The sequence below is a fragment of the Arthrobacter sp. DMZ02-1R genome, from assembly GCF_057747935.1.
The window spans coordinates 1391769-1417571 of record NZ_CM173230.1; the positions used below are offsets into that span (position 1 = coordinate 1391769).

26 protein-coding genes and 1 riboswitch are annotated in these 25803 nt (G+C 64.4%); of the genes, 13 read left to right on the forward strand and 13 right to left on the reverse strand.

Annotated elements, in window-relative coordinates; all coding sequences use genetic code 11:
- Nucleotides 1-3: 3 nt before the first annotated feature.
- Nucleotides 4-636 carry an O-methyltransferase gene (locus tag AC3ANQ_RS06780; protein WP_488304377.1) on the reverse strand — a complete coding sequence of 211 codons (633 nt, stop codon included), beginning with the start codon at nt 634-636 and terminating at the stop codon, nt 4-6.
- Between the two features lie 258 nt (nt 637-894).
- Between AC3ANQ_RS06780 and sigE the strand changes: the two genes are divergently transcribed.
- From sigE to AC3ANQ_RS06795, 3 genes are all read left to right on the forward strand, one after another.
- A complete protein-coding gene (gene sigE, locus AC3ANQ_RS06785; RefSeq protein WP_488304378.1) occupies nt 895-1539 on the forward strand; it encodes an RNA polymerase sigma factor SigE in 645 nt (214 codons plus the stop codon).
- Nucleotides 1540-1671: 132 nt separating this feature from the next.
- Complete coding sequence (locus AC3ANQ_RS06790) at nt 1672-2457, forward strand: hypothetical protein (RefSeq protein ID WP_488304379.1); 786 nt, start codon at nt 1672-1674, stop codon at nt 2455-2457.
- A 31-nt stretch (nt 2458-2488) separates the two neighbouring features.
- Entirely contained in the window at nt 2489-2872 is a 384-nt protein-coding gene (locus tag AC3ANQ_RS06795; protein ID WP_488304380.1) for a twin-arginine translocase TatA/TatE family subunit, read from the forward strand.
- A 2-nt stretch (nt 2873-2874) separates the two neighbouring features.
- Here the strand turns inward: AC3ANQ_RS06795 and AC3ANQ_RS06800 are convergent, their stop codons facing one another.
- The 3 genes from AC3ANQ_RS06800 to AC3ANQ_RS06810 are packed head-to-tail and all read right to left on the reverse strand — an operon-like array spanning nt 2875 to nt 5988.
- Nucleotides 2875-4002, reverse strand: coding sequence for an Mrp/NBP35 family ATP-binding protein (locus tag AC3ANQ_RS06800; protein ID WP_488304381.1), 1128 nt, complete (start codon nt 4000-4002; stop codon nt 2875-2877).
- A gap of 11 nt (nt 4003-4013) precedes the next feature.
- A complete protein-coding gene (locus tag AC3ANQ_RS06805; RefSeq protein ID WP_488305272.1) occupies nt 4014-4655 on the reverse strand; it encodes a DUF1003 domain-containing protein in 642 nt (213 codons plus the stop codon).
- A 49-nt stretch (nt 4656-4704) separates the two neighbouring features.
- Complete coding sequence (locus AC3ANQ_RS06810) at nt 4705-5988, reverse strand: magnesium transporter MgtE N-terminal domain-containing protein (protein WP_488304382.1); 1284 nt, start codon at nt 5986-5988, stop codon at nt 4705-4707.
- 76 nt (nt 5989-6064) lie between these two features.
- On the opposite strand from AC3ANQ_RS06810, the gene AC3ANQ_RS06815 reads away from it, so the two are divergent.
- Nucleotides 6065-6886: a YflT domain-containing protein gene (locus AC3ANQ_RS06815; RefSeq protein ID WP_488304383.1), complete on the forward strand. Its 822-nt coding sequence runs from the start codon at nt 6065-6067 to the stop codon at nt 6884-6886.
- Between the two features lie 72 nt (nt 6887-6958).
- Here AC3ANQ_RS06815 and AC3ANQ_RS06820 read toward each other — a convergent pair whose 3' ends face one another.
- Complete coding sequence (locus AC3ANQ_RS06820; protein ID WP_488304384.1) at nt 6959-8542, reverse strand: aminopeptidase P family protein; 1584 nt, start codon at nt 8540-8542, stop codon at nt 6959-6961.
- Nucleotides 8543-8622: 80 nt separating this feature from the next.
- On the opposite strand from AC3ANQ_RS06820, the gene AC3ANQ_RS06825 reads away from it, so the two are divergent.
- On the forward strand, nt 8623-9468 hold the full coding sequence (locus tag AC3ANQ_RS06825; RefSeq protein WP_488304385.1) for a PHP domain-containing protein: 846 nt from the start codon (nt 8623-8625) through the stop codon (nt 9466-9468).
- 69 nt (nt 9469-9537) lie between these two features.
- Here the strand turns inward: AC3ANQ_RS06825 and AC3ANQ_RS06830 are convergent, their stop codons facing one another.
- From AC3ANQ_RS06830 to thiE, 4 genes are all read right to left on the reverse strand, one after another.
- Nucleotides 9538-10404: a DNA-methyltransferase gene (locus tag AC3ANQ_RS06830; RefSeq protein ID WP_488304386.1), complete on the reverse strand. Its 867-nt coding sequence runs from the start codon at nt 10402-10404 to the stop codon at nt 9538-9540.
- Between the two features lie 8 nt (nt 10405-10412).
- Nucleotides 10413-12107, reverse strand: a complete 1695-nt coding sequence (locus AC3ANQ_RS06835) for a DEAD/DEAH box helicase (protein WP_488304387.1) — start codon at nt 12105-12107, stop codon at nt 10413-10415.
- A gap of 288 nt (nt 12108-12395) precedes the next feature.
- Complete coding sequence (locus AC3ANQ_RS06840; protein ID WP_488304388.1) at nt 12396-13904, reverse strand: RNB domain-containing ribonuclease; 1509 nt, start codon at nt 13902-13904, stop codon at nt 12396-12398.
- Nucleotides 13905-13941: 37 nt separating this feature from the next.
- On the reverse strand, nt 13942-14631 hold the full coding sequence (thiE, locus tag AC3ANQ_RS06845; protein WP_265977044.1) for a thiamine phosphate synthase: 690 nt from the start codon (nt 14629-14631) through the stop codon (nt 13942-13944).
- Nucleotides 14632-14657: 26 nt separating this feature from the next.
- Nucleotides 14658-14777: riboswitch (TPP riboswitch) on the forward strand.
- Between thiE and thiO the strand changes: the two genes are divergently transcribed.
- The 4 genes from thiO (at nt 14769) to AC3ANQ_RS06865 (ending at nt 17877) form a co-directional block, all read left to right on the forward strand.
- The gene (gene thiO, locus AC3ANQ_RS06850; RefSeq protein ID WP_488304389.1) at nt 14769-16106 is read left to right on the forward strand and encodes a glycine oxidase ThiO; all 1338 of its coding nucleotides are present in this window, start codon (nt 14769-14771) and stop codon (nt 16104-16106) included. Its footprint overlaps the riboswitch before it by 9 nt.
- Nucleotides 16103-16339, forward strand: a complete 237-nt coding sequence (thiS, locus tag AC3ANQ_RS06855; protein ID WP_268021082.1) for a sulfur carrier protein ThiS — start codon at nt 16103-16105, stop codon at nt 16337-16339. The genes thiO and thiS overlap by 4 nt, the downstream gene beginning before the upstream one ends.
- A gap of 3 nt (nt 16340-16342) precedes the next feature.
- Nucleotides 16343-17149 (forward strand): thiazole synthase, encoded by an 807-nt coding sequence (locus AC3ANQ_RS06860; protein ID WP_488304390.1) that lies wholly within the window; start codon nt 16343-16345, stop codon nt 17147-17149.
- A gap of 62 nt (nt 17150-17211) precedes the next feature.
- Nucleotides 17212-17877: a 4a-hydroxytetrahydrobiopterin dehydratase gene (locus AC3ANQ_RS06865; RefSeq protein WP_488304391.1), complete on the forward strand. Its 666-nt coding sequence runs from the start codon at nt 17212-17214 to the stop codon at nt 17875-17877.
- Nucleotides 17878-17894: 17 nt separating this feature from the next.
- Here the strand turns inward: AC3ANQ_RS06865 and AC3ANQ_RS06870 are convergent, their stop codons facing one another.
- Genes AC3ANQ_RS06870 through AC3ANQ_RS06880 form a run of 3 tightly spaced genes read right to left on the reverse strand, consistent with a single transcriptional unit; the run spans nt 17895 to nt 19165 of the window.
- Nucleotides 17895-18197 carry a hypothetical protein gene (locus AC3ANQ_RS06870; protein ID WP_488304392.1) on the reverse strand — a complete coding sequence of 101 codons (303 nt, stop codon included), beginning with the start codon at nt 18195-18197 and terminating at the stop codon, nt 17895-17897.
- 36 nt (nt 18198-18233) lie between these two features.
- Complete coding sequence (locus AC3ANQ_RS06875) at nt 18234-18458, reverse strand: DUF3107 domain-containing protein (RefSeq protein WP_395797724.1); 225 nt, start codon at nt 18456-18458, stop codon at nt 18234-18236.
- A gap of 50 nt (nt 18459-18508) precedes the next feature.
- A complete protein-coding gene (locus tag AC3ANQ_RS06880; RefSeq protein ID WP_488304393.1) occupies nt 18509-19165 on the reverse strand; it encodes a TetR/AcrR family transcriptional regulator in 657 nt (218 codons plus the stop codon).
- An 85-nt stretch (nt 19166-19250) separates the two neighbouring features.
- Here AC3ANQ_RS06880 and moeB point away from each other — a divergent pair, with 85 nt between their 5' ends.
- Complete coding sequence (moeB, locus tag AC3ANQ_RS06885) at nt 19251-20450, forward strand: molybdopterin-synthase adenylyltransferase MoeB (RefSeq protein ID WP_488304394.1); 1200 nt, start codon at nt 19251-19253, stop codon at nt 20448-20450.
- A gap of 33 nt (nt 20451-20483) precedes the next feature.
- Nucleotides 20484-21476, forward strand: coding sequence for an SDR family NAD(P)-dependent oxidoreductase (locus AC3ANQ_RS06890; protein WP_488304395.1), 993 nt, complete (start codon nt 20484-20486; stop codon nt 21474-21476).
- A gap of 177 nt (nt 21477-21653) precedes the next feature.
- On the opposite strand, the gene AC3ANQ_RS06895 is transcribed toward AC3ANQ_RS06890, so the two are convergent.
- Nucleotides 21654-22982, reverse strand: a complete 1329-nt coding sequence (locus tag AC3ANQ_RS06895; RefSeq protein WP_488304396.1) for a glutamyl-tRNA reductase — start codon at nt 22980-22982, stop codon at nt 21654-21656.
- 148 nt (nt 22983-23130) lie between these two features.
- On the opposite strand from AC3ANQ_RS06895, the gene hemE reads away from it, so the two are divergent.
- Entirely contained in the window at nt 23131-24273 is a 1143-nt protein-coding gene (gene hemE, locus AC3ANQ_RS06900) for a uroporphyrinogen decarboxylase (protein WP_488304397.1), read from the forward strand.
- Nucleotides 24274-24278: 5 nt separating this feature from the next.
- Nucleotides 24279-25763 carry a protoporphyrinogen oxidase gene (hemG, locus tag AC3ANQ_RS06905; protein WP_488304398.1) on the forward strand — a complete coding sequence of 495 codons (1485 nt, stop codon included), beginning with the start codon at nt 24279-24281 and terminating at the stop codon, nt 25761-25763.
- The last annotated feature ends 40 nt before the right edge of the window (nt 25764-25803 follow it).

Genomic DNA, 25803 nt, shown 5'->3' on the forward strand with positions numbered 1-25803 from the left:
AGGCTACTTCTTGACCGCTACCAGCAAGCCGTCGCCCGTGGGAAGCATTGCCGAGGAGAGACGCTCGTCGTCGCGGATGGCTTTGCCGATCTGACGCAGCACAACGGTGGTACTGTCCCTGGCGGCAGGGTTGGAAACCTTGTCCTTGTCCAGGGCGTCATTGATGACCAGCGTTCCGCCCGACTTCAGCAACCTGATGGCTTGCACAACGTAGCCAGGGAAGTTCGGCTTGTCAGCATCGATGAACACGAGGTCGTACGCGGAATCGGTGAGGCGTGGCAAGACGTCCGCTGCACGGCCGGAGATGGTCCTGGTTCGGTTCGCCGGGCTGCCGGATTCCAAGAACGCCTCCCGGGCGGCTTTCAGGTGTTCGACGTCGACGTCGATCGTGGTCAGGACAGCCTGTGGGCTGAGGCCCCGCAGAAGGCATACCCCGGAGACGCCTGCCCCGGATCCAACCTCCACAACGGTCTGAGCCTTCGACGCCGCTGCCAAGACCGTCAGGACAGCGCCAACCCCGGGGCTGACGGGAGTAACTCCCAGTTCGAAGGAGCGTTCACGGGCGCGAAGCAACACGTCGTCCTCGGCAGGCAGATCTTCTGCATAGGACCAGCTGGTTGACTTGTCGGCACTCATGGGGGTTCGCTTTCCAGGCAGAGGGGTATTGCTTCCAGACTACTGTCTATGGGCCGCCTAGCCCGGACGCATGCGGCCCGTAATTCTGTGTCTTCCGGGTGTCCTCCGGACGATGTTCGCTCTGCGGAAAAAGCGTGCCTCTGATCAGCAAACTTTCAGACAACACTGGGATGATGTATATCCGGCCATCCAAGCGGCGGTCGGCACCGAACTCCTGAGTGACAGGCAGGATGACAAACAGTTTGAGGGGAGTGGACGATGCGGGCATCAAGTGCTGCGCCAGTCCAGACAACGGCAGCAGTCCTGGGTTCCACCGGCACGGCTCCGCCCGCGGAAGAGTGGGTCAGGCCCAGTTGGGAAGAAGTGGTGGAAAACCACTCCGCCAAGGTCTTCCGCCTTGCCTATCGGCTGACGGGAAACAAGTTCGACGCCGAGGACCTCACCCAGGAAGTCTTCGTCCGGGTCTTCCGTTCGCTCGAAAACTTCAAGCCAGGCACACTCGATGGCTGGCTGCACCGCATCACCACCAACCTCTTCCTCGATCAGGCCCGCCGGAAGAGCCGCATCCGCTTCGATGCGCTGGCCGAAGACGCCGAATCCCGGCTGCCCGGGCACGAACCCGGACCGGAGCAGAGCTTCGAGTTGAACAACCTGGACTTGGACGTCCAGCGCGCCTTGGAGGAACTCCCGCCCGACTTCCGCGCCGCCGTCGTGCTTTGCGATCTCGAAGGTCTCTCTTACGACGAAGTTGCCGAAGCTCTGGGCGTGAAGCTGGGGACCGTCAGGTCCCGCATTCACCGCGGCCGGACCATGCTTCGCGAAAAGCTGGCCCACCGGGATCCGCGCCCGGTCCAAGCCCGCAAGCCGCGGCTCAAGATTCCGCGCATCGCCGGTCTCCTTTAGTCGCCGATGGGTGGTCTGCTGAACGGACGACGCGGTGGCTTGAACCGGGGAAACCGCCGGCACAGCCGAGCCCCGAGCCATCTGCGGGAATGCTCTGAGTGCCAAGCCGCGGTACTCCGGGAACGCCAGTACTTGGAACGACTCCGCCGTGCTGCGGTACCCGAAGCCAGTCAGGATTTCACGAACCGACTGATCGAACACACCCAACGCTTGGCGCAGTCCGAGTTCCCTCACACCCGGACACCCCGGCGAAGCGTGTGGCACGGCATACGGGTTGTTGGCCTTACGGCCGGTGGAGTCGCTGTCAGCGCCGGAATCCTTGCGGTCGCAGCCTACGCGCTCGGCGGCGACGTTGCGCCGCAGGCGTCGAACCGCGGAGAGCAGGAAGTCCGGACCCTGGTCGGTTCGACCATGGCCGGAAACGCTGGGCAGCAACTCCCTGTCACGGGTTCACAGCTGAGCCTGCCGGTGACGGTAGCCGGAACCGTCAGCCTGAGCGGGCAGCAGTTGTCGGAACTGCGGAAAGACGGTTGGGCTTGTCCCGAGCTGGCAAGCATGGGATACCACGTGGTTTCTGCCCGGGCCATGATGCAGGACGGACACCCTGCAGTGGAGTTGCATCTCAGCACCGGCGACCATCACGCGACCTTGATTGAGGAGCACCTGGAGGGCAGCGGCACGCCCGGGACGCAGATGGCCGTCACGCCGGGAGCCCTGTGGCAAGCTGTCTACTCCTCGCCCGCGGCCGTGCTGCGTTATTCCTCCGATATGCCTTCCGATCAGGCTGCGGAGGCCGTTCCTGAGCTTGTGAAAGCGGGCGATTCGCTGGCTGCTATTCCGGCCGCGAGCACCTCAGGCACATGGAATGAACGGCTGCAGCGGGGACTCGGTGCCCTGGCAGCCTTGGCAGGTTTCTGAGCGGGCTGACGGACAAGGTAACCTTCGATACGTGTTTGGAATCAATGGCCCGGAGTTTCTGATCCTGCTGATCATCGGCGTAATCGTGATCGGTCCCAGCCGTTTGCCCGAATACACCCGGAAGTTGGCGAATCTGGTCAAGGAACTGCGGCGCATGGCGTCCGGTGCCCGCGAACAAATCAAGGAAGAAGTCGGCATCGACATTGATGAAGTCGACTGGAAGAAATACGACCCCCGCCAATACGATCCGCGCCGGATCATCAAGGAAGCTCTGCTCGACGACGACACGAAGCCGGTGAGCGCAGGGGCACCTGTCGCTGCCGTTGCCGTGGAAACAGTGCCCAAGGCCCCTGAACGGGTTATTGAACGGCTTCCTGTCGGTGAAAAGGCACCCTTCGACTCCGAAGCCACCTAAAACTACTTTGGCTGGATGCCAAGCGACATTCCGGCCAGACCGCGCGGCTTGGCGTTGAGCTTGCCCGCGATGCTTTGAAGCGCCTGTGCCGCGGGCGTCTCCGGAGCCACCAACACGACGGGACGGCCCGCGTCACCGCCTTCGCGCAGACGGATGTCCAAGGGGATCTGTCCCAGCAGCGGCACATCGGTACCGACGGCAGCGCTCAGCCGCTCAGCCAGCACCAGCCCGCCGCCGCTGCCGAACAATTCCATCCTGCCGCCGTCGGGCATCTCCAGGAATGACATGTTTTCCACGACGCCGGCAAGTTTCTGGCCGGTCTGCGTTGCGATCGTGCCGGCCCTCTCGGCAACATCCGCTGCGGCGGCTTGCGGGGTGGTCACCACGAGGATTTCGGCCTTGGGAAGCAACTGTGCCACTGAGATTGCGATATCGCCGGTGCCGGGCGGCAGATCCAGGAACAGGACATCCAGGTCGCCGAAATAGACGTCCGTGAGGAATTGCTCCAACGCCCGGTGCAACATGGGGCCGCGCCAGGCCACTGCCTTGTTCCCGGAAACGAACATTCCAATGGAGATCACCTTCACGCCGTATGCCACCGGCGGGAGAATCATGTCGTCCACCCGGGTAGGCTGCTGCGTGATTCCCATGAGTGCCGGGACGGAGAAACCGTGGACATCGGCGTCGACGATTCCTACGCGCAGCCCCTGCGCCGCGAGGGCACACGCAAGGTTGACAGTCACCGAGGACTTTCCCACGCCGCCCTTGCCGCTGGCCACGGCAAAGACCTTGGTCAGCGAGCCCGGCTCGTTGAACGGGATTCCGCGTTGGCCGCCGGCGCCGCGCAGCCGCTCCTTGAGCGCATCGCGTTGTTCCTGCGTCATGACCTTGAGTTCGACCTCGACGCCGGTAACTCCCGGAACCCGCGTGAGGGCAGCCGTGGTATCGGCCGTGATGGTCTCACGCAGGGGACAACCGGCGATGGTCAGCAGCACCGCAACCCGGACGGTTCCGTCCGCGCCGGCTTCCACCGAATCCAGCATCCCCAGCTCAGTGATGGGACGGCGGAGTTCGGGATCGATGACGGTAGCCAAGGCAGCGTTGAGGGCCTCGACGGATGGTGTACTCATGGAGTGGATGTTCAGCTTTCAGGCTGGTCGGAACCAGAAATTGGCCCCGTCGAGGTGCCGACGGCCGAGAGTCCGGGGTCATCTGGCGTGGCGCTGGAATGCGCCGGGTGGACTTTGGGGATTTGCTGCGTGCGGGGATTGCGCTGTTTGTCGCGCTTGTCCTTGACCTTCTCCTTGGCCTTTTCTCCGTTGTTCGAGCCCGTGGAATTGTTCGGACGCAACTCATCCTGGGCTTCGATGAGGTCTGAAAGGAGAGAGCGGAGTTCGGCACGCACGTAGTCCCTGGTGGCGACCTCGCGCAGGACGATGCGAAGAGCCGCGACCTCACGGGTCAGATATTCCGTGTCAGCAAGATTGCGCTCGTCACGGGCGCGGTCTTGCTCGATGGTCACGCGGTCCCTGTCATCCTGGCGGTTCTGGGCCAACAGGATCAGGGGAGCGGCGTAGGAGGCCTGCGTCGAGAAGAAAAGATTGAGGAGGATAAACGGGTAGGGATCCCATTGGAAGCCGAACAAGCCAACAACATTGAATGCGATCCAGACGATCACGAAGATCGTCATATAGAACAGGAAATTCGCCGTACCCATGTAGCGAGCGAAGCGCTCGGCAAATCGGCCGAAGGCATCGGGATCGTTGCCGAAATTCGGTAGCATGCGGGAACGCAGCTCGAGCGGAGTGTCCAGTCCTCCGCTGGTGGGCTTCTCAGCCAATTCGGCCTCCTAGTTTCCTGATCGGGGCTCCGTCTTCGTGGGTTCGCCAGTCGTCCGGGAGCAAATGGTCTAAGAGGTCATCAACAGTCACCGCCCCTACCAAGCGACCGGCGCTGTTGACGACCGGGAGGGAGTTGAGGTTGTAGGAGGCCATGGTGTGGCTGACCTCGCTGACGCTGGCGTGATCGGAAACCGGTTCCAGGTTCTTGTCCACGATGCTGCCCAGCCGTTCGGGCGGGGCGCTGCGGAGCAATTGTTGGATATGAACGACGCCGAGGAATCGTCCCGTGGGGGTCTCCAACGGCGGGCGGCAAATAAAGATGGCCGAGGCCAGGGCGGGGGAAAGTTCCTCGCTGCGCACATGCGCAAGCGCTTCAGCGACCGTAGCTTCCGGGGGCAGAATGACGGGCACCGGGGTCATCAGGCCACCGGCAGTGTCTTCGTCATACTGCAGGAGCCTACGGACGTCGTCCGCCTCGTCGGGCTCCATCAGAAGCAGCAGTTCCTCGGCCTTCGCGGAAGGCAGGTCGGCCAGCAAGTCCGCGGCGTCGTCCGGGTCCATTTCTTCCAGCACATCGGCTGCCCGTTCGTTGTCCAAGGCGGAAAGGAGCGTCACCTGGTCTTCTTCCGGCAACTCTTGGAGCACATCGGCGAGGCGTTCGTCCTGGAGCTCGCTGGCCACTTCGATCCGGCGCTTGTCCGGCATCTCCTGCAGTGCGTCGGCAAAGTCCGCGGGTTTGAGGTCCTCGTGGGTGGCAACGAAGTGACTGGCACCCTGGGGATCGTTCTCGGAGCCTTGCAGCGTGTCCGACCAGTCCACTAGCAGCGTGTGGCCGCGACGCAGCCCCCGAAGCCTGGAGGTAGACGTCCCGCGGCGAATGAAGAGTTTGGACACCAGCCAGTCGCCGTTGCGTTGCTGGTCCATGGCGATGTCTTCGATGATGGCGTCGCCGCTGCCGTCCTTGAGCGTCACCTTGCGGTCAAAGAGCTCGCCGACCACCAGTTGCTCTGCACCGCGTTGCTGGAAGCGGCGCAGATTGACCAGGCCGGTGCAAATGATTTGGCTCTGGTCCATGGACGTCAGCCGGGTCATGGGAACGAAGACGCGTTTCTTACCCGGAACTTCGACGACGATGCCCACTGCATGCGGTGCCCCGCGCAAGCCGCGCGAGAGCACAACGACGTCGCGCAGCCGGCCCAAACGGTCCCCCAGGGGGTCGAAGACATCGAGGCCGAGCAGGCGCGCAACAAAGACGCGTGAAGGATTTGTGCTCACACCTACAGGCTACCGAGTCTGCTCTCTTTTAGCTGAATTTCAGCCGCTGCACATGTGAATGGGACAGAATGGGGCTATGGCGAACATTTTCGGTACCCCAAAGGCCACGGAGGAATCCCGCAGCGTCCCCAAGGGCGACACCGTTGGCTCCTACACCTCCTATCTTGATGCCCAGAAGGCGGTTGATTATCTGGCCGACCAGCAGTTCCCGGTCCAGCATGTCTCCATTGTGGGAAACGACCTCAAAATGGTGGAGCGCGTGACGGGACGGCTCAGCTACCCGCGGGTTGCACTGTCGGGCGCCCTGAGCGGCATGTGGTTCGGCCTGTTCGTGGGGGTCATGCTTTCTTTCTTCACCCCGGCCGGGGGACCGTTCTCGATTGTGACGTCGGTTCTCATGGGTGCCGCGTTCTTTATGCTCTTTGGGATCGTCACTTATGCCGCCCAGCGCGGAAAGCGGGATTTCACCTCCACCAGCCAGGTAGTGGCGACAAACTATGACGTCATTGTCGCGTTGGAAGCATCGCAGGAAGCCCGCCGACTCCTTCACCAGTTGCCGATGAATCCCTCCGAGGCGGCGTTCGGCCGGCCGCCGCAGGCCTACCCGCCGCAGGACTACCGGAACCCGCCAGTCCAGCCAGGCCCCCAGGGCCCGGCCCCCGAACGGCCGGCTTCCTGGCAGGACCCCTACGGCCAGCGCGGACCCGAGGCCGCGCACGGAACAACCGGCGAGGCTGCCCAGCCGGCCGCCGATGTTCCAGTCCAAGCGGCACGGCCGGCCCCCGGCGTGCGCTACCCGGACCTTCCGGACGGCCGGCCACAGTACGGCGTTCGAGTGAACGACGCCGAAAACGGCCAGCAGCACGAAGCTGACGGCGAAGACGCGGCCAAGCAGTAGTTAAGCCGCCCAAGCAAAGGAGGGCTACCGGATCAGTATCCGGTAGCCCTCCTTTTGCGGTTGCCTGACTAATTACGCTTCGGCGTCTTGGTAAATGCCCGCCATCCAGGTCTCGACGTCGTCCGCCTTGCGGGGGAGGGCGGCGCTGAGGTTGACGGGACCGTCGGCGGTCATCAGGATGTCGTCTTCGATCCGGACGCCGATTCCACGGTATTCCTCAGGAATGGCGAGGTCCTCGTTCTTGAAGTAGAGCCCGGGTTCAATGGTGAACACCATGCCCTCCGTGAGGACACCGTCCAGGTAGAGATCGCGCTTGGCCTGGGCGCAGTCGTGGACGTCCAGTCCCAAGTGGTGGCTGGTTCCGTGCGGCATCCAGCGGCGGTGCTGCTGGCCTTCGGGGTTGATGGCTTCTTCCACCGAAACCGGCAGCAGTCCCCACTCGGCAAGGCGCTCGGCAAGGACCGTGGTGGCGGCGGTGTGGACGTCGCGGAACTTCACGCCTGGCTGGGCCGCGGCGAATCCGGCGTCGGCGGCGTCAAGCACGGCCTCGTAGACCTTGCGTTGAACATCCGAGAACTTTCCGTTGGCCGGAATGGTGCGGGTTACGTCCGCTGTGTAGAGCGAATCCGCCTCCACGCCAGCGTCCAGGAGCAGGAGCTCCCCGGCGTTGACCTTGCCCGTGTTCCGGGTCCAATGCAACACCGTGGCGTTGTTTCCGGCGGCCGCGATGGTGTCGTAGCCGAGTTCGTTGCCTTCCTCGCGCGCACGGGCGAAGAACGCGCCCTCGACGACGCGTTCGCCCCGGTGGTGGGTCATGGCGCGGGGGAGGGCACGGACGACGTCGGCGAAACCCGCGACCGTAGCTGCGACGGCGATCTTCATCTGCTCGACTTCCCAGGGGTCCTTGAGAAGGCGAAGCTCGGAGAGGGCCTCGCTGAGCAGTTCGTCCAGGGCGTCGAGTTCGCTCAGGTCCAAGTTCTCCGGATCCTTGGCCGTGTTGTAGCGGGCGGTGTCTACGAGGGCGTCGATGTTCTCGTCCACTTTGCGGACCAAGCGGATGGAGACGCCGCCGATTTCCGCGGCGCCCACGTTCTTGGTGATGGCCATCTCGAGCTCGTCGATATGAGCAGTTTTGAGTCCGAGGCGCGCTTCGAATTCGGCGAGCGTGGGACGGGCACCGATCCAGAACTCACCGGAACGCGAGTCCGCGTAGAACTGTTCCGTGTCCCGGCCCGCCAGCGGACGGAAGTAGAGCGTCGCGAGGTGGTTTCCGCCGTCGTCGCCGGTTCCTTCCTCAACGGGCTCCAGGACCAGCACGGCATCGGGCTCGTGGTCCAGGCCCAAGCCCGTGAGGTGGGCAAAGCCGGAGTGGGGGCGGAAGCGGTAGTCGCAATCGTTCGAACGGACCTTGAGCGGACCCGCCGGTACGACGAGGCGCACACCGGCGAACTTGTCGGAGATGGCCCGACGACGCGTGGCGGCGTGGTCTGCAACGGCGTCGCGCGCAGGGGTCACCTGCGCGGCGGGCGCCCAGTTGCTGGCCATGAACGCCTTGAAGGCATCGGATGTGGGCCGCTGGGAGCGGTTGTTGACGCGCTCCTCCAGGGGCTGGGAGGCTGTGGTTTCACCGTTTTGGGTGTTGTCTGCATCGTTCACCGTCCCATCGTCCCATCAAGGCAGACACTAGGCCAACGCCGCAACGGTCCAAGCCGCCCCTGATCCAATAGGCTTGGAAAGTGAAGATCGACCTGCACGCGCACTCCAATGTTTCCGACGGGACCGAGGCTCCCGCGGGAGTGATCGCTTCAGCGTCTGCCGCGGGTCTGGATGTGGTGGCGCTGACAGACCACGACTCCACCGATGGCTGGGATCAGGCTTCCGTTGCCGCCCTGGAATTCGGTGTGGCTTTCGTGCCGGGGATGGAGATATCCTGCCGGACCCGGGAGGGGATCAGCGTCCATCTGCTGAGCTATCTCCATGATCCGGAGCACCCCGGCCTGCTCGAAGAAATCACCAAGGCAAAGGACGCGAGACTCACTCGAGCGAAGCACATGGTCACGCTCCTTTCGGAGGACTATCCCTTGAGCTGGGACGACGTCATCCACCATGTGACTCCTGGCGCGACCGTGGGCCGTCCACACATCGCCGACGCCCTTGTGGCGGCCGGTGCCGTGGCTGACCGCTCCGAGGCGTTCACCGCGATCCTGACCTCGCACTCGCGTTACTTCGTGCAGCACTACGCACCGGACCCCGCGCTCGCCGTCGAACTCGTCCGCGCGGCAGGTGGCGTGCCCGTCTTCGCCCATCCGGTCGCCTCGGCCCGCGGCCGGGTGGTGGGGGAACGGACTTACCGGGAAATGATCGACGCCGGGCTCCAAGGGCTGGAAGTGGAGCACCGGGACAACCCCGAGGAAGGCCGCGTGTTCCTGCGGCGCCTGGCTGCCGAGAACGGGTTGTTCATGACCGGTTCTTCCGACTACCACGGAACCGGTAAGCCCAATCTGTTCGGGGAGAACCTCACGTCCCCGGAGGTCCTGGCCCGCATCGAGGAACTCGGCACAGGAAGTTCCGTGGTCCGCTGACGGAGGTTCCGCGGAGCCCAACTAGCTAGCATTTGTTGTCGTATACAGGCCGCTAAACGACAACAAATGCTAGCTGTTGGGGTAGAAAGTGGCCTTGCCGTCCAGGCGCTTCCGCATCACGTCGATGGCCGGGGCGTTCTGGTCAACGCACACGAACTTGCGCTCAAGCTTCGCCGCGACTGAACCAAGCGTGCCGGACCCGGCGAAAAAGTCCAGGCACCAGTCTCCCGGCCGGCTGGATGCGGTGACGATCCGCCGGACCAGGCCTTCCGGCTTTTGCGTTGGATAGCCGGTCTTTTCCTTGCCGGTGGGCGAAACTATGGTGTGCCACCACACGTCGGTGGGGAGTTTCCCCAGTTCCCGCTTGGCCGGCGTCACGAGGCCGGGTGCCATGTACGGCTCGCGGTCCACCTCGGCGTTGTCGAAATGGTATTTGGCGGGGTTCTTCACGTACACGAGGATGTTGTCGTGCTTGGTGGGCCAACGGTTCTTGGCGCGGGCGCCGTAGTCGTAGGCCCAGATGATCTCGTTCAAGAAACATTCCCGGCCGAAGATCGAGTCCAGCATGACCTTGGCGTAGTGGACCTCGCGGTAGTCCAGATGAAGGTACAAGGTGCCGTCCTCGGCGAGTAGGCGCCAGGCCTCCACGAGCCGGGGTTCCAGGAAGGACCAGTAGTCGCTGAAGGCATCGTCGTAGCTGTGCAGGGCGCCTTTGATGGTGTCATAGGAGCGGCCCTTGAAGCCGACGCGGTCGCCGTCGCCGTCGGCGTTGCGCACCATGCGCGTTTCCTGGCGGCTCTGGACGCGGCCTGTATTGAAGGGCGGGTCCACGTAAATCAGTGTGAAGGCGCCGTCCGGCAGCGTCGGGAGGAAATCCGCGTTGTCCGCGTGAACCACCAAATTGCTGCCGTCCGGCGCCCAAACAGTGTCAGTCATTGAGGCCGTTAAGCCTCGGTGCTCTCGGCAGAACCACCGGAAGCGGCCACCACTTCGCCGTTGCGGCGGCGGGTGCGCGAACGGCGTGCGCGGGAAGGCTTGTCCGCACCTTCGCCGGACTGCGGCTCGGCAGACGGGGCTGCAGCTTCGGCAGGGGCTGCGTCGCCTTCGGAAGTACGACGACGGCGCGTGCGGTTGTGTCCACCCTCGCCGCTGCCCTCGCGAGAGGGAGCATCGCCGGACTTCGCGCCACGGCGTCCACCTTCGTGTCCGCTGTCGCGGCCGGAGCGTCCACGCCCGGAATCGCCGCTGGAGCGCGAGTTTTTCTTTCCGGTCTCGCCGAGGTCTTCCAAGACCTCAGCGTCGACGCCGGCCAGAACGCGCTTGTCGCGGGGCAGGCGGCCCTTGGTGCCCGCGGGGATGTCCAGCTCCTCGAAGAGGTGCGGCGACGAGGAGTAGGTTTCCACGGGCTCCGGGTAGTTCAGGCCCAGCGCCTTGTTGATGAGACCCCAGCGCGGCATGTCGTCCCAATCGACGAACGTCACGGCCGTGCCCTTGTTGCCGGCGCGGCCGGTGCGGCCAACGCGGTGCAAGTAGATCTTTTCGTCTTCGACGCACTGGTAGTTGATCACGTGCGTGACGTCATCGACGTCGATGCCGCGGGCGGCGACGTCGGTGGCCACGAGGACGTCCACCTTGTTGTTGCGGAAGGCGCGGAGGGCCTGCTCGCGGGCGCCCTGGCCCAGGTCACCGTGGATGGCGGCGGCTGCGAAGCCGCGGTCCACGAGTTCCTCGGCGACCTTGGCTGCGGTGCGCTTGGTCTTGGTGAAAATGATGGTCCGGCCGCGTCCGCGGGCCTGCAGGATGCGGGCGACTACCTCGACCTTGTCCATGCTGTGGGCACGGTAGATGAGCTGCCGGATGTCGCGCTTGGTCAGGCCTTCGTCGTCCGGGTCGGCGGCACGGATGTGAGTGGGCTGCGTCATGTAGCGGCGGGCCATGGCGATGACCGGGCCGGGCATGGTGGCCGAGAAGAGCAGGGTCTGGCGGACGGCGGGTGTTCCGGCAATCAGGGTCTCGACGTCCGGAAGGAAGCCGAGGTCGAGCATCTCGTCTGCTTCGTCGAGAATCACCATGCGAACGTTCTTGAGGTTCAGGTGCTTCTGCTTGTAGAGGTCGATCAAACGGCCGGGCGTGCCGACGACAACCTCGACGCCCTTCTGCAAGGCCTCGATCTGGGGCTCGTAAGCGCGGCCGCCGTAGATCGTGGCGATGCGCGCGTTGCGCTTCCGGGATGCCGTCTGGAGGTCATTGGCCACCTGAACAGCGAGTTCGCGGGTAGGAACAATCACGAGGGCCTGGGGTGCACCGGGGACAGCGAGCTTGTCGTGGCCGGCGTCGTCCGGTCCGACAACGCGCTGCAGCGCCGGAATACCGAAGCCGAGGGTCTTTCCGGTACCCGTCTTGGCCTGGCCGATGATGTCGTGACCGCCCAGGGCTACCGGGAGGGTCATGGCCTGGATGGGGAAGGGGTGGGTGATTCCGGCGTCGGCGAGGGATTCAACGATGTCGGCGCGGACGTTGTAATCGGCGAAGGACTTTTCTGCGATCTCGTGGGGTGTTTCATCCGAGGAAATGGTCTCCTCGGGTTCGATCGTTTCGGTTCCGTCTGTCAGAACTTCATGGGTGTGCAATTCACTCACAGTGGAGTTTTCCTTATTCATTTGGGCTGCGCTGCGTGCTCAACGGTTGTGGCAGGGCCGTTCCGGAGCACGGATGGGCGCAAGCAAATCCAGTGGAAGCCGATCGCGGGCTATCTAAATACTGGCACTGGGGACCAGCTGGTGTATCTCAAGATCGCGTAGGGGCGGGCTTGTTGATGTCAAAAAATTAACTGAATCAACGACCGGGCATCCATTACTACTCACACAGTCTAGCGTCTGGGGGCAATAAACCCCGGATCACGGCCCCGGGCGTGCGAGCGGACTCCGCTACGCGATCAGTTCGAAGGTGATTTGGCGGGTGGCGATGTCCGCGTCAAGCAATTTCACGCGGACCTTCGTGCCGGACTCCATTTCGCCGTCGCAACGAGCGGTGACCGCGGGCTCGGCGATCTGGACGATGCCGTACGGACCGTGCGGGGCTCCGTTCCCATTCCCGTTGTTGCCGTTGGTGCTGTTCCCGTTGCCGTTGCCGTTGTTCTTGGCGGGTTTCGACCCGGAGATGACGACGGCGTCGAACTCCTGGCCGATATGGTTCACCAGGAGCGCTGCCTCCACAGTGTCCAAGGCCAGGCGCTCAAGCTTGCCGGCAAGCTGATCGGATGACGCCATGATGGCAGGCAAGCTCGGCAGGGCGTCCCGTGCCCACGCGGGAATTGCTGTCCCGTTACTCAGGGCTTCGCAGATGACCAAGACGAAGCGATCGATCAGCCGCCGCAACGGAGCGGTCGCGTGGGCATACGGGGCTCCGATCGCGGACTGCATCACGCTGTCTGGTACCGCGCCGTCGAAAGGTGTGTAGCCGGCGCCGCGGAAGAGCATCCCTGCCGAATGGAGGATAGCCAGCTGCCGGGGGTCCCTGGCATCGAGGGTGCGCAGGTACTCGCCGTAGCTGATCCCGTCGCGCCAAGGCTTGCCGAGGGCGCCCGCCTGCCGTTTGAAATGGAGCAACGAGCGTTCATCGGGGGCGGGCATGGTACGCAAGATGCCCACTTTTCCGTCGAGCATCAGCCGGGCTGCGGCCATCCCGGTCATAAGCGAAATCTGGGCGTTCCAGTCTTCCACCGGCAACGGGGGAGCAGCAACGATCCTGTACCCCTCGCCGTCGGGCAGCTGGATGATTTCCTGCTCCGGCATGTTCAGGCTGGCTCCGCCTCGGCGGCGTTCGAGTTCCACCCGCTTGAGCCCGACCTCCTTGAGGAGTTGCAGGACCGGATCAGCTGTTCCGGAATCGATCTCCGCTTGGACGCCCTTGTAGTTGAGCTTGGCGCGGCTGCGAACCCTGGCCCGACGCACGGAGACCGTGCGGAACTCCGCCTCGGCGTCGAGTTCGAAGTCCCACACGAAGGCGCCGCACGTCTGACCAGCCAGCAGGCTTCCGGCACGCTCGCTGATGATCTCGGGGTGCAGCGGGATGCGCCCGTCCGGGGCATAGTACGTTTGCCCGCGGTGGCGGGTCTCGCCGTCGAGCGCGCCTCCCGGAGTGACGAAGGAGGGTACGTCGGAGATCGCGTAGAGAACCCTGTAACCATCGTCCGATCGCTCCATGAAAAGGGCTTGATCGAGATCCGTGGAAGATGCCGGGTCGATCGTGATGAACGGAATCTCCGTGAGGTCCTGCGCTGGCAGCGTGTGACCGGAAACCGCAGTTTCGGCATCGCGCAGCGCTTCGGTGGGATAGCCGGCAGGCAGCTCAAGCTCAGTTCGAAGCGCCGCCAGCGCCTCTGCGAGCGTGTTCGACGTTTCAGTGAGATTCGGTGCTATCCGCTGATATGACACGAAAGTCAGGGTAACGCCAAAATCTCCCGGAGTCTTGCTAAGCCGCCGCAGCGTCCAGGGCGGCAAGGAGCGCTTGGGCTGCGGCCGTCGGATCCTCTGCCTCAGTGATGGCCCGGACCACCACGATGCGGCTGGCGCCGGCTTGCACCACTTCCTCAACGTTGCTGAGGTCGACGCCGCCGATTGCGAACCAAGGGAGCACAACGCCGCCCACTGTCTCTGCGTCTGCCTTCTTCATGGCCTCGGCAGCGTACTTCACGAGATCGAGCCCGACGGCGGAACGCCCGGGCTTGGTGGGGGTTGCCCACACCGGTCCGACGCAGAAATAGTCCAGGCCGCTGCGGCCAGGCGATGCGGCAATGGCAGCGTCAATCTGTTCGGGCGTGTGCGTCGAGAGGCCGATTATGGTGGGGTCGTGGAGCAGTTTCCGGGCCGAGCGCAGCGGGATGTCCTTCTGGCCGATATGGAACACCGGAGCGCCGGAGAGGGACGCGATATCTGCGCGGTCGTTGACGGCCCAGAGACGGCCGTGACGGTGCGCCACGGAATGCAGAACTTCCAGGAGCTCCAGTTCCTCGGCCGCTTCAATGGTCTTGTCCCGCAGCTGGATGATATCCACGCCGCCCTCGAATGCGGCATCGACAAATTGCTCAAAGTCGCCCTGTTGCTTGCGGGCGTCGGTGCAGAGGTACAGGCGGGCGGTGGTGTGGACATCGTGCTGGGTCATGGAAACAGAGTAGTTCCTCTAAACTGGGCTGGTACCGCGGGAGCCGCGGCGGCAGTCACAATCGCCGCGCGGCTGAGAGGGCTTCAGCGCCGACCGCTTGACCTGATCCGGCTAGTACCGGCGTAGGGAAGGACTCCATGGACGAAGTGAAGACTCAGCACGAACCCCTGCACGCCGATGTGGCGGTGATCGGGGGCGGTGTCATCGGCCTCGGTATCGCGTGGGAGGCCCGCAGGTCCGGCCGCTCGGTGGTCCTCATCGACCCCGCACCGGCCAGCGGCGCTACGTTTGCGGCAGCGGGCATGCTGGCGCCCGTCAGCGAACTGCACTACCAGGAAGAAGACCTCCTGGAACTCATGCTCGAATCGTCGGCCTTGTGGCCAGACTTCGAACGTCACTTGTCCGCCTTAAGTACCGGACGCAGTACGGGATACCGCACGACGCCGACCATCGCCGTCGGCGCGGACGCTGCGGACCGCCGGGCGCTCGCCGACCTCCGGGACGTCCAGCTGGCCTACGGTTTGGTGGTGGAATCTGTGCCGCTGCGCGAGGCACGCGAACGTGAGCCGCTGTTGAGCCCGCAGATTTCCTGTGCCTTCCACATTCCGGGCGACCACCAAGTGGATCCGCGAAAACTTGCGGCCGCGATTATTGGCGCACTGGGAGACCACCAACCCGGTGACTCCAGTTGGGTTGAGGGGGCCGAGGAGGGCTTTGCGGTCCGCAACAAGGCGGTGAGCCTTCTGTGGGAGGACGGGCGCGTCGTCGGGGCTGAGCTCGAGTCAGGCACACGGGTGCTCGCCAAGGAAACAGTGGTTGCCAACGGGCTGCACGCTGCCCAGTTGAACGGGCTGCCGGATGGCTTGTCCCTCCCGCTACGCCCCGTGTACGGAGACATACTGCGGCTGCGCGTTCCGGAACACCTTCGGCCCATGGTCACCGCAACGGTCCGCGGGGTGGTGCGGGGGGTGCCGGTCTACATCGTCCCCCGGGAGGACGGGACCGTGGTGATCGGCGCAACGCAACGCGAGGACGGCTTGTCGGCTTCGGGTGGATCCCCGAACCCGGTGTCGGCCGGTGGGGTATACCAATTGCTCCGCGACGCGCAGGTGCTGGTACCGGCCGTAGCCGAATTGGAACTCCTGGAAGCCACTGCCCGTGCCCGTCCGGGGACACCGGACAACGCACCCCTGCTGGGGAGGGTGGCAACAGATGCCGGCCCCGAAGGGACTGAAGGCGCAGTGCACGGCCTCACAGTACCCGGCCTCATCGTGGCCAGCGGCTTTTTCCGGCACGGAGTGCTCCTGACCCCGGCAGCCGCGAAAATCTGCGTCGGACTCATGGATGGCAGTGACGATCCGCGCTGGAACAAGTTCCGCCCGGACCGCTTCTCCAAACCACTCGCAAAGGCAGGTGTCGCGACAAACGGCTCGCAGCCTGCCACCTTAATTCCTCTTCCGAAGGACCACGCATGAACATCAAATTGAACGGCGCCGACCACACGCTGAGCGACGACGCCTCCGTGACCACGCTCGTCACCCACATCACTGGACGGGCCTTGGATGCCAAGGGCCAGGCGGCCGACGGACGGAAGATTGGCGTCGCCGTCGCGCGCAATTCCGAAGTGGTGCCACGCAGCCAATGGGCTGCAACCGCGCTCGCAGAAGGCGACGAACTCGAAATCGTTACCGCAGTACAGGGAGGTTGAACCATGACCACAGCAAGCACCCAAACAGCAAGCACCCAAACCGACGCCTTGGTGATCGACGGCGTTGAGTTCAGCTCGCGCCTCATCATGGGCACCGGCGGGGCGCCGAGCCTGGACGGTCTGGGGGCAGCCCTGCTGGCCTCGGGTACCGAACTCACCACCGTTGCGATGCGGAGGTACTCGCCCACGGAAACAGGCTCCCTGTTTCAATTGCTCGTGGATCACGGGATCCGTGTCCTTCCCAACACCGCGGGCTGTTTTACCGCAAAGGACGCTGTCATGACAGCCGAGCTTGCCCGGGAGGCACTGGAAACGGATTGGGTGAAGCTCGAGGTCATCGCCGACGAGCACACGCTCCTGCCGGATGCGGTGGAACTCGTGGATGCCACCGAAAAACTCGTCGACCGTGGCTTCAAGGTCTTCGCCTACACCAACGACGACCCCGTGCTGGCCCTTCGCCTGGAAAACCTCGGGGCTACTGCGGTGATGCCTTTGGGGGCGCCAATCGGCACCGGTTTAGGCATCCTGAATCCCCACAACATCGAGCTGATTGTGTCCCGCGCTTCGGTGCCGGTAGTGCTCGACGCCGGCATCGGCACCGCGTCCGACGCCGCCCTGGCCATGGAGCTCGGCTGCGACGCCGTACTGCTGGCCACCGCCGTGACCCGGGCCCAGAACCCCGTGCAGATGGGCGAGGCCTTCAAACACGCAGTCATCGCCGGTAGGCTGGCGAAGCAGGCGGGCCGCATCCCGCGCCGGGAGCACGCTCTGGCCTCCTCGGCCATGGAAGGCCGGGCTGAGTTCCTCTAGCGGGCTTCTGCCGGCCGCAGGGGGCATCCTGCGAAGGATTCCACGTCAGCGAAGGAGCCCCCATGGCCGGCACGGATGATGTTCTCACCAGGCCCGCGATCGACGACGCCTTGGCGGAGCTGCCGGACTGGCGGTACCGCCTGGGCGGTCTCGTCACCGCCTACAAATGCCCGACGTCGGCTGCCGCGCTCGGGCTGATTGCCGCCGTCGGGCGCATAGCCGAGGAACAGAACCACCACCCGGACCTGGACTGGCGGTACAACCGGGTGTTCGTCCGCTACACCTCCCACGACGCCGGGAGTGAGGTAACGCAGCGCGACATCCGCGCAGCCACCCACGCCAGCCAAGCAGCCAAGGAAGCCGGGGCCATGGCCGAGCCGGGACTCTACCGCACAGTAGAGGTTGGAATAGACACCCCTGATCCCGGAGGGATTTCGGAAGTCTGGCGAGTGGCGCTTGGCTACCGCAAGGGCCGCTTTGGAGGCCTTGAGGATCCCTATGGCCGCGGGCCCAACGTGTGGTTCCAGGAAACGCAAACTCCCAACCCGAACCGGCTCCACTTGGACGTGCACCGAAGCCAGGCTGAATCGGGGCCAGCCGTGGAGAAGACCGCCGCAACCGGGGCGTTAATGGACCATGACCACGCACCCAAATGGGTGGTGGTCACGGATTCACAAGGAAATAGGTTGTGCCTCTGCACCGAAACGGGCCACGAGCCGGATCTGTAATTGGAGCCGCAGGGCAGCTAGAGCCGCAGGGCAGCCGTCAGCTGCGCAGTGTCGTGCCGGAACCGATGGCGGCCCAGCAAGAAGGCGACAGCCGCGGCCGCCGCAGTGCCCAGAATGATGGGCAAGACCCACGGGATCCAGGTCACACCGGGCTGGTAGCCAAAGCCAAGCTGGATGAAGACCATCCAACTCAGCATGGCGACGGCTACCGAAACACAAGCGGGGACGGCGATTCCGTACGTGCCACGATGTTTGTCATTTCCCCAAACAATGAAGCCTGATGCGATGGTGGCTAGCGCCACGATGACAAGTGAGAGCATGCGGACTCCTGGCTCGCTGGTGTTCTTGCGTATTGCTTAGAGGGCGCCGAAACCGACCCTGCGGACTTCCTCGGCCCCGATCTCAACGTAGCCCAGGACGTTGCCGGGGACGATGACCTGGCGGCCCTTCTCGTCGGTGAGACGCAAGTCTGTTCCATTGGCAATGGCCTCGCCCACGATCTTGGCAACAGCCTCGGCATCCAGAGCGGACTCCAGCACGATCTCACGGCCAACGTTCTGAATGCCGATCTTTACTTCCACAGCAGGGCCTCCCAGCCAATCAAGAATTTACACAGTCCTCTATTTGTAGCCTAGGACTCTTTGGGGAAGCGACTGATTCCGCGCCAAGCTAAACGGTAGATCAGGTCGCTGGCCACATCGAGGTCCAAATCGCCATCGGTTTCGAGCCAATAGCGGGCGCTGACCTGCGCCATTCCAGCCAGGCCCCGGCCCAGCAACTGTGCCTCCAGCGGGGGCAGCTTGGTGTCTTCGGCTATGACCTTGGCCACGGCGTCGGCGAAAGTGCGGTTGAAAGTCTCCAGGCGGGAACTGACGTCCGGGTCATTGATGAGATCGGATTCGAAAACGAGCCGATGCGCCTGGTCATCGGCCGCGATGAAGCGATAGTAAGCGCGCATGACGGCCTGGACGCGTTCCTTATTGTCCGAGGTCGAATTCAGTGCCGTGAGCATCTGGTCCGTAAGCATGGCCAGATGGCTGTCCAGGAGTGCCATGTACAGCTCCCGCTTCGACGGGAAGTGTTGGTACAGCACCGGCTTGCTGACGTGGGCTGTCTCGGCGATTTCGTCCATGGCTGCGCCGTGGAAGCCGTTGGCAACAAACACTTCCAGGGCGGCGTTCAGGAGCTGGGCCCGGCGTTCATCGCGTGGCAGCCTCGCCGAGCGTGGCGAACCGGTCCGATCTTGCTTGACGTGTGCCTCCTGTTTGACACGTGCGCTCTCAGCCACTTGTCTGCCGCCTTTCTCTTGCAGTTATGACCACAATACTGCGCAGTAATATGACCAGGCGGCACCGGCAGGCATACTTTGGAGTATGGCCACTACTTTTGCTGCCCAAACGTTGCAGTCCTCGCTGCCGCCCCTCGTGGAACCGGCCGGAGAGCTGACCACCGAAGAGGTAGAACGCTACTCGCGCCACCTCATTATTCCCGAAATCGGCGCAGCCGGTCAGCGACGGCTCAAGAACGCGAAAGTGCTGGTGATAGGTGCCGGTGGATTGGGCTCACCCGCCCTGCTTTACCTGGCCGCGGCCGGGGTCGGGACACTTGGCATTGTGGACGACGACGTCGTCGACCTCAGCAACTTGCAGCGTCAGGTCATCCACGGGGTGGCCGACGTGGGCCGGCCGAAGATTGAATCGGCGCGGGATGCCATCAAGGAACTCAACCCGCTCGTGAACGTCCAACTGCACAATGTGCGCCTGGACTCTTCCAACGCTCTGGAGCTCTTCGCCGGCTACGACCTCATCCTGGACGGCGCGGACAACTTTGCCACGCGGTACCTGGTGAACGACGCTGCCGCCATTCTCGGCAAACCTTATGTGTGGGGATCTATCTTCCGCTTCGACGGCCAGGTCAGCGTGTTCTGGGAGAAGCACGGCCCCAGCTACCGCGATCTCTATCCGGAGGCACCTCCAGCCGGCTCTGTCCCGTCCTGCGGCGAAGGCGGCGTGTTCGGCATGCTGTGCGCCGCCGTCGGCTCACTCATGGTGACGGAGGCAATCAAGCTGATCACCGGCGTCGGGCGCTCGATGCTGGGGCGCGTGGCGCTCTTTGACGCGCTCGGCGGCAGCTGGCGGGAAATCAAGGTTTCCAAGGATCCGGAGGCCGAACCGATTACCGAATTGACCGACTACGAGGCTTTCTGCGGCATTACCCCTGCGCCCTCAGGTGACTCAGTGAGAACCGTCACGGCCACCGAACTTTCCGCGATGCTCGCGGCCCGCGCGGCGGGGGAGCGCGACTTCGAACTGGTGGACGTCCGGGAGATTGGTGAACACGAGATTGTGAACATCGACGGCTCGGTGCTCATCCCGCAGGGCCGGATCCTGGCGGGGGAGGCCTGGACGGAGCTTCCGCAGGACAAAGAGATCGTGTTCCATTGCAAGGGCGGCACCCGTTCCGCTGCGGTGCTCGCGGCAGCACAGCGTGCCGGTTACACGCGTGTCAGCCACCTCGACGGCGGGATCCTGGCTTGGGTGCGCGACGTCGAGCCCGGCAAGCCGGTCTACTGACCCGACAGCGTACTGAACACGAAAGGTCCGGACGTGAGCGAGGATTCCATGACAACACCGCAGCACCCCATCGGATCGGGATTCGGTCACGGTTCCACGGCATCGGACGTGCTCACCGGGGTGGACCTCCACGGTAAAACGGCCATTGTCACCGGGGGCTACTCCGGGCTCGGTCTGGAAACGGTCCGGGCATTGTCCGCTGCCGGGGCGCGGGTCACGGTTCCAGCCAGGCGGCCCGAGCACGCGAAAGAAGTCCTCGTCTCGGCCGGTCTGGGGCCGGAACAAGTGACCGTGGAGGCCCTGGATCTGGCAGACCAGGAAGGGGTGAAGAATTTCGCGGCACGCTTCTTGGCATCGAACCCAACGCTGGACATCCTGATCAACAACGCGGCCATCATGGCTAGCCCGGAGCAGCGCGTGGGCCCGGGTTGGGAATCCCAGTTCGCCACCAACCATCTGGGCCACTTCACGCTTCTCAACACGTTGTGGCCCGCGTTGGCGGCTGCCGGCTCGGCCCGCGTCGTGTCCTTGTCCTCCACAGGACACAAACTCTCGCCGATCCGTTTCGAGGACATCAATTTCGAGGCCGGCTACGACAAATGGAAGGCCTACGGCCAGGCAAAGACGGCCAATGCCCTGTTCGCCGTGGAGCTGGACCGCCTGGGCCGGTCCTCCGGGGTGCGGGCCTTTGCGGTCCACCCCGGAGGCATCATGACTGAATTGCAGCGCCATCTGCCACGGGAAGAGATGGTTGCTGCCGGGTGGATGGACGCCGAAGGCAACGTCAGGGAGGGTTTCAAGACTCCGGAGCAGGGAGCCGCCACGTCCACGTGGGCAGCCACGTCACCGGCCCTGGAGGGCATGGGCGGGGTGTATTGCGAAGACTGCGACATCGCCAAGCCAACGGACCCGACCTCGCCCCTGGCTCGGTACCAAGGCGTCGACGCGCACGCTGTGGATCCTGAAGCGGCGCAACGGTTGTGGGCCGTCTCCGCCGAAATGACGGGCGTCAACGCGTTCGCATAGGTTCCCGCGGTTCGCGAACCACCACCACAAAGGACATGCCCATTCGCGGTCATTGCTGCTGGACATAACCCTGTTATGTCCAGTCTTGGCGATCAGGGGAGCGCATGCTCTTGCAGCATGGGGCTTGCGAACCGCAGGGGGCTTGCGAACAGCATGGGGCGGGCGGCGTCGTGTGTGCTACGCGCTTTCAGCCTGCTGAGGTGCCTGTTGGTGGTCCACAGGGCATTCAGCTGCTGGAGCCGCGGCAACAGGCTGTTCCACCTGGATGCCGTACAGTGCCTCGAGTGCGGCCACGTACTCGTCCTGCTGGCCGTTGGCGGCAAGCTCCCGCGCACGGACCGTAGGGATATGGAGCAATTGCTTGACCATGCGGCGGAGGGCGAACTCAACTTCCTCGGCCGCGGCGGTGCAGCCGTGCCTCGCCCGGACTTTCTCCATTTCGGCGTCGAGGACGCTCATGGTGTGGCGGCGCAGCGCCACGATGGCCGAGTCAACAGAGCGGGCCTCCCGCTCTTGTTCGAAGGCTGCTGCTGCGCCGGACACAATAGTGCTGGCTTGTGCCAGCGACTCCGCCTGTTCCTGGGGTGCTGCCAAGCGGACGGATTCGAGCGTCAGGAGCTCGACGCCGTCGAGCTCGCCCACTGCGGGATCGAAATCGTGGGTGAGCGCGAGGTCGATCGCAATGAGCGTTTGAGGGGACAACGCGCGGACACGGGCAAGCTCCGCGGCCTCCACGCGCGTGTCCGATCCGCTGCAGCCGACCATGACGTCAGCCGCGGCGACGGCGGCAGGAAGGGTTTCGGCGTCGAGCGCGGTTCCGCCGCGAGTCGCCACGAAAGCCTCGGCCCGGCCGGACGACGAATAGACCGACACATCGGTGCAGCCCCGCTCGCGAAGAAGTGACATGGTGGCTCCGGCGTAGGCGCCGGTTCCGAAGACTACGACCTTCTTGGTGCTCCAGTCGGCGTTCTCCGAGAGATCCGTGGCGAGGTCCAGGGCAACGGAAACGATCGACAAGCCACGCGAACCGAGGGCAGTCTGGGCCCCGACGTCCTTGGCAGTCTTGGAAGCGGCCTGGAACAGCCGGACAAGTCCTGAACTTGCGGTTCCTTCATGCTGGGCAGTGATGAGGGCGCGGCGCACCTGTCCAGCGATTTCGCGTTCGCCCACGACGGCGGAGTCCAGTCCGGCGCTCACGGCAAAGAGGTGCCTGCTGACCTCCGGCCCGGTGCGGGTGCTGAAGGCGCGTGAGACGAGTTGCTCGTTGAGCCCGCTCAAGCCACTGATCTGCGTGACGAGCGCCGAGCGCGCGGCTTCGAGGTTCTCGACATGCGGCGTTTCGCCATAGATTTCGTAGCGGTTGCAGGTGGCCAGGACCACGGCGCCGGAGACAAGTTGGGAGTCGGCCAAAGCGGACGAGGCAACCTCGGATGAACCGTTGCTCAACTGAGCGACGGTTTCAAGGTCGATGTCGGCGTGTGTAGCCACCAATGAGAAAAGAACCACAGCAAAGCAATCATAGCTTTTTCGGCGCCATGTAGAACAATGCATGGCAGTGGTTCTCCGCACTGCTTGGAGTGACGCCTGCCACGTCCCATGGTGTGGGACAGGCTGTCGTTATCTTTTGGGCCCGATCTTCGGCACAATCGAAGGCATGACTTCCAGTTCTGCACTGCCTCACTCCGTGTCGGCCAACTCTGTGTCTGCCGCCGGCGCTTCCGGCATCGTCGCCTCAAGCCTTGACACAAACCACCCGCTCATGGATGGCCGCACGGCAGACTCGCCCCTGATCCAGGCCTACCGTGGCGGCAAGCCGTCCCGTCGTCCGGTGTGGTTCATGCGCCAGGCCGGCCGATCGTTGCCGGAATACCTCAAGGTCCGTGAAGGCGTTGCGATGCTGGACTCGTGCCTGCGTCCCGAGCTCGCCTCGGAGATCACCTTGCAGCCTGTCCGCCGCCACGACGTTGACGCAGCGATCTTCTTCTCCGACATTGTCATTCCCCTCAAGCTGGCGGGAGTCGGCGTGGACATCGTGCCCGGCATCGGGCCCGTCCTGGACAAGCCCGTCCGCACGGCGGCCGACGTCGCCGCGCTGCCGCAGCTGACGTGGGAAGCCCTTGAGCCGATCCGCGAGGCCGTGCGCCTGACGGTGGCGGAGCTCGGCGCCACCCCGCTGATCGGCTTCGCAGGTGCACCGTTCACTCTCGCTGCGTACATGGTGGAAGGCAAGCCGTCCCGGGACCACCTCGGTCCGCGCACCATGATGCACGCCGATCCGGAGACCTGGACCGCCCTGGCCAATTGGGCCGCGGACGCTTCCGGAATGTTCCTGCGCGCCCAACTGGAGGCCGGTGCGTCTGCCGGGCAGCTGTTCGACTCCTGGGCAGGCTCCCTTGGCCTGGCCGATTACACCAAGTACGTCGCTCCTGCCTCGACCCGTGCCCTTGACCACGTTCGCCACCTCGGCGCGCCGCTGGTCCACTTCGGCACCGGAACCTCCGAGTTGCTTGTCGCCATGCGCGACGTCGGAGTGGACGTCGTGGGCGTGGACTACCGGCTGCCGTTGGACGAAGCGAACCGACGCCTGGGCGGCACAGTCCCTCTGCAGGGCAACATCGACCCGGCGCTCCTCTCCGCGCCGTGGGACGTCCTGGAAGGGCATGTTCGTGAGGTGATCGCAGCCGGCTCCGCGGCCCCGGGCCACGTCCTGAACCTCGGCCACGGCGTGCCGCCGGAGACAGACCCCGCAGTCCTGACCCGAGTAGTGGAGCTCATCCACTCGATCCCGGCAGGGTAGCCGGAATGCGCGGGGCACACCCAAAGCCCGAACACGCCCTTCCCGAGACATCCCAGACCGGGCTGACGGCCGTTGTCGTGGGCGGCGGTATTTCCGGCCTCCTCGCGGCACTCCGATTGGCCAAAGCAGGAACCACTGTCACGGTGATCGAAGCGAGCGACGCTTGGGGCGGTTGCGTGGGAAGCCATACTGTGGCCGGCCTTGAGCTGGACAGCGGCGCCGAGTCCTTCGCCACCCGGTCCACCGCAGTGGCCGATCTCGCCCGCGAACTCGGGCTCGGTGACAAAATCGTCGCGCCACATCCGGGCGGCGCGTGGGTGCAGTTGCCCGACGGCCCGCAAGAGCTCCCCAAAACCGGGGTGCTCGGAATTCCCGCGAATCCCTGGGACCCGGAAGTCCGCCGCTCCTTGGGCCTCGCCGGTTCCTTGAGGGCCTCTCTTGACCGCTATTTGCCCGCATCAGTGGGTACCTCAGCCGCGGTCACGAGCGTGTCTGCATTGGTCCGGGCACGGATGGGCAAGCGGGTGCTCGAAAGACTTGTGGCACCTGTGGTGGGCGGAGTGCACTCTGCCGATCCCGGACTGCTCGACGTCGACATGGTGGCTCCAGGCCTCCGTGCGGCGTTGCGTGAGCACGGTTCGCTTGCCGCTGCAGTGGCCAGCCAGCGCAGGGCTGCCTCGGGGCAAAACGGAACGGGCGAGGCGAAGGCCGGATCCGCCGTCGGCGGCTTGAAAGGCGGGATGAACACCCTGATCACCGCCCTCGTCGCGGAGCTGCGCTCCCAAGGTGTCACCCTGATTTCCGGTGCCCGGGTGGATTCCATCGCCCGCACCGAAAGCAGCTGGCAGGTTTCCACCGCGCACAAAACGTACGACGCCGGGCGGCTGGTGGTGGCGCTGGACGGTCCGGCCGCAGTCGGGCTCTTGGAGAAGGCGCTTCCGGAGCTGTCCGGGTTGCGTCCCGCAGCGGGCCCGCTGGTGAGCTTGGTGACCTTGGTGGTTGACGTGCCCGAACTGGACCGGCGTCCGCGCGGTACCGGGATCCTGGTGGCACCGCAAATCGCCGGAATCGAGGCGAAAGCCCTGACACATGCCACGGCCAAATGGGACTGGCTGGCCGAGGAAGCCGGGCCCGGCACCCATGTGCTGCGGCTTTCCTATGGGCGCGGCGAAGGGGCGGACGTCGTTGAATCGACGGCCGCGCGTTCTGTCGCCGCACGCGATGACGATTTTCTGTTTGAGGCTGCGCTCCGCGATGCCTCGACGTTGCTGACCGTGCCGATTGTCCGCGAAGACGTGCTCGATTGGGACGTGGTCCGTTGGGCGGGTGCCTTGCCGTTCGCCGCGGTCGGTCACAAACAGCGGGTTGCCGAGGTGCGCCGCATCTGCTCCAAAGCCGGGGGCCTGTCGGCTGTGGGCGGCTGGCTCGCTGGAAACGGCCTGGCTGCCGTGGTTGCCGACACTTCTGCGCAAATCGACACAATCTTGTGAAATGCACCACTTCTACGTCTTGTAGAAGTGGTGCATTTCG

Excerpts from the sequence above, each read along its gene's own strand:
- AC3ANQ_RS06780 (WP_488304377.1), bottom strand. The coding sequence starts at position 636 with ATGAGTGCCGACAAGTCAACCAGCTGGTCCTATGCAGAAGATCTGCCT.
- sigE (WP_488304378.1), top strand. The coding sequence starts at position 895 with ATGCGGGCATCAAGTGCTGCGCCAGTCCAGACAACGGCAGCAGTCCTG.
- AC3ANQ_RS06800 (WP_488304381.1), bottom strand. The coding sequence starts at position 4,002 with ATGAGTACACCATCCGTCGAGGCCCTCAACGCTGCCTTGGCTACCGTC.
- AC3ANQ_RS06805 (WP_488305272.1), bottom strand. The coding sequence starts at position 4,655 with ATGCTACCGAATTTCGGCAACGATCCCGATGCCTTCGGCCGATTTGCC.
- AC3ANQ_RS06815 (WP_488304383.1), top strand. The coding sequence starts at position 6,065 with ATGGCGAACATTTTCGGTACCCCAAAGGCCACGGAGGAATCCCGCAGC.
- AC3ANQ_RS06830 (WP_488304386.1), bottom strand. The coding sequence starts at position 10,404 with ATGACTGACACTGTTTGGGCGCCGGACGGCAGCAATTTGGTGGTTCAC.
- thiE (WP_265977044.1), bottom strand. The coding sequence starts at position 14,631 with ATGACCCAGCACGATGTCCACACCACCGCCCGCCTGTACCTCTGCACC.
- thiO (WP_488304389.1), top strand. The coding sequence starts at position 14,769 with ATGGACGAAGTGAAGACTCAGCACGAACCCCTGCACGCCGATGTGGCG.
- thiS (WP_268021082.1), top strand. The coding sequence starts at position 16,103 with ATGAACATCAAATTGAACGGCGCCGACCACACGCTGAGCGACGACGCC.
- AC3ANQ_RS06860 (WP_488304390.1), top strand. The coding sequence starts at position 16,343 with ATGACCACAGCAAGCACCCAAACAGCAAGCACCCAAACCGACGCCTTG.
- AC3ANQ_RS06865 (WP_488304391.1), top strand. The coding sequence starts at position 17,212 with ATGGCCGGCACGGATGATGTTCTCACCAGGCCCGCGATCGACGACGCC.
- AC3ANQ_RS06870 (WP_488304392.1), bottom strand. The coding sequence starts at position 18,197 with ATGCTCTCACTTGTCATCGTGGCGCTAGCCACCATCGCATCAGGCTTC.
- moeB (WP_488304394.1), top strand. The coding sequence starts at position 19,251 with ATGGCCACTACTTTTGCTGCCCAAACGTTGCAGTCCTCGCTGCCGCCC.
- hemE (WP_488304397.1), top strand. The coding sequence starts at position 23,131 with ATGACTTCCAGTTCTGCACTGCCTCACTCCGTGTCGGCCAACTCTGTG.
- hemG (WP_488304398.1), top strand. The coding sequence starts at position 24,279 with ATGCGCGGGGCACACCCAAAGCCCGAACACGCCCTTCCCGAGACATCC.